General features: G+C 40.4%; 3 protein-coding genes and 1 pseudogene. All 4 read right to left on the bottom strand.

All coding sequences use genetic code 11. The annotated features are described in order from the left end of the window. Nucleotides 1–499: pseudogene (locus DWZ67_RS19925) on the bottom strand (RHS repeat-associated core domain-containing protein); the annotation flags it as partial. A 203-nt stretch (nt 500–702) separates the two neighbouring features. Continuing rightward, nucleotides 703–846 carry a hypothetical protein gene (locus DWZ67_RS20230; protein WP_158560254.1) on the bottom strand — a complete coding sequence of 48 codons (144 nt, stop codon included), beginning with the start codon at nt 844–846 and terminating at the stop codon, nt 703–705. Nucleotides 847–997: 151 nt separating this feature from the next. After that, nucleotides 998–1,459: a hypothetical protein gene (locus tag DWZ67_RS19920; protein WP_117652797.1), complete on the bottom strand. Its 462-nt coding sequence runs from the start codon at nt 1,457–1,459 to the stop codon at nt 998–1,000. Next, nucleotides 1,456–2,406 (bottom strand): RHS repeat-associated core domain-containing protein (locus DWZ67_RS19915; protein WP_133302961.1); only part of this gene is annotated, 951 nt, incomplete at its 5' end. The genes DWZ67_RS19920 and DWZ67_RS19915, both read right to left, overlap by 4 nt.

Here is a 2,406-nt window from a genome sequence, read left to right as displayed (position 1 = left end):
ACTCCCCTGCGACGCTTGCACCGTTCACAAAGGCAGTGTTTGTACCGTATGCAGCGGTACTCACCGCATCCTCCACACAGCTCAACTGATTGCCGTTCAGGGTGAGAGTCAGGTTGTCTATCAGGCCGTAGGAGGTTGAAGAGAGTTGCCCGTAACGCTGCAATCCCTTGATATTGCCGTTCTTGTCATACCCCGTAACGTTCTCCGAGAAGCGGTTCGCATTCGTGCTGATACTTGCTGTCTCGCCATAGGTAGCGTTCAGGACTCTGTCAAGACCGTCATAAGTGAATTTGTAACCGCGGACTGTACTTTCGTTCCCGGACTTCCAGGTCATACTGCTGATGCTGCCGTTGCACTTCGCAGTACCCACACCCGTGTTGTAGTACAGGTTCTGTGTGAAGCATGTACCGCTGATGCCCGTCAGCCAGCTACGGACATTGTAAATGTACGACTGCTTGTTCACGGCAGAACCGTGCCTGTAAACGACCCAGATTATCATAAACGTAGGTAGCAAGCGGTACCTCACCTAAACCGTCAACCTAATGCTTCAGGGTCAGCAGCCTGCCGACAAGGTCATAAGCATAGGTGTAAGTCTCACTGCGGGAAGGCTTGCCGGAAACTGTATGAACATGACGACGCTCCGTGGGCTACCCCGTAAAGTTATAGACAGTATACTCCGTACCGTATCCTTACCACCAAAACTTACCGCTGGATAAGACGGGAACGGGAATCATAATACAGCACACTGTAAAGCTGGTCGGTACCCCCGTCTGACAGCTCCGTAACACTGCCCGTAAGCAGACCACGGGCATCGGGAATACTGAAAAGCCAAGAGATTAGATACAACGAACCCTAAAAGTTAGATAAAACACTTTTAGGGTTCACTTCAAAGATAAAAAATATAAGCAAAAAAGCCTTTAATTTTATTCAATTTAAAGATTCTGATACTCAAAAACAAAGAATAAACAACATCCGCTACAACAAGTAGCTATTTATATTAAGGCAACATTGAAGGATAAAGTAACGAATCTGAGGGCAAAGGAGATATCCCCCACCCTATTTTACGCTTTACTAGATTGAGTAAATTACTATCATCTTTCATCATTACTCTATTTTTCAATATTCCATAAGATTCACCTAAATACAAAGTATCATTTTGTAAGCTATCACGATATGCAACAATCATAATACGTGGATCCATATCTTTCTCTATATTCCTTTCCGGAATTAATTGCTCCATATAAAAAGAAAACCAAGCAAGAAAAATATCATCATACGTAGTTAAGAAATTGAGACTCTCATAAAAACTCTGCTCAAAGCCTTGTGGGGTACACTTTGCACTTACAGGCAACAATACTCCTTGAGAACCATATATCAATTTTACTTTTTTTACTTCTTGCCCTAATGTGATAATACAAAAGGAAGAAATTAATATTAGAAAACAAATTTGTCTTTTCATTCTGATGTCCAGCTATTTCTAAATTTAAATATTCTATTTCTCAACTCTTGGGATTCAACAGAAGAAGATTCTACATTTGAAGTAACAGATTTTGTTACAACCCATTGCCCCTCGCTATGTTTTATTCTCCCTTTATGCATTAAAGGAAGTTCTCCATTAGCTTTTGCCGTTTTTAATTCAGCACCTTGAATAACACTTCTTTCTTCTTTTGTCCCATACCTAGTATCTGGTGATTCATCTACTTTATTAGTTTTCATATTAAATGCATGGGCAGCTTCATGCTCTAATCCTGTAGCAGGTGATAGAATATTGCCATCATTGAGCTTCAAACCAGCATTTGGATTAAAACGGATAAAACCACTAGAATCAAACCTATTATCTTTATCGCTTTCTACTATTCCAACTTTCAATTTGGCATTTGTAACTATCTTTTGCGCATATTCTCCTCCACCATTTTTACTATTATAAAAATAAGCCTCAACAACAGCATTCACAAAACTATTATTAGGTGCCATAGCTGCATTCTTTCCATTGAAAGAAAAATAAGCCTGCTTTCCATTGGAATCTTTATACCAAATAATAAAATCTTTCCCATCAGGATCTATATACTTAATCGGATTATTTACACAATAACTATAAGGATTAAAAGCGTAATAGTTTTCAGAAGAAGGGTCAACCGTTGTAAACCGTCCTAATGCTGCATCATAATAACGTGCTCCATAATCATACCAGTTCAGCCCTTTCTTCGTGTCAAACTCCTTACCATTATACTTGTAAGGCTGGGTATTGCCTGTAGTGCCAAACACACCACCGAAAGGGTAGTAATGGTTAGTTTCCTCCACAGTGCCAGACTGGTTGATCACTACACGGTTGTTACCCTGATGATCTTTCAAGTAGTAATGATACTGCTGGGTACCGGTCAGGTTGATGTAACCCTCTTCGGTGAG

The sequence above is a fragment of the Bacteroides sp. AF34-31BH genome (assembly GCF_003602795.1).
Taxonomy (GTDB): domain Bacteria; phylum Bacteroidota; class Bacteroidia; order Bacteroidales; family Bacteroidaceae; genus Bacteroides; species Bacteroides uniformis.
This window is presented reverse-complemented; position numbering and strand designations above follow the sequence as displayed.

Coding starts and splice junctions, on each gene's coding strand:
- DWZ67_RS19920 (WP_117652797.1), bottom strand. CDS start 1,459: ATGAAAAGACAAATTTGTTTTCTAATATTAATTTCTTCCTTTTGTATT.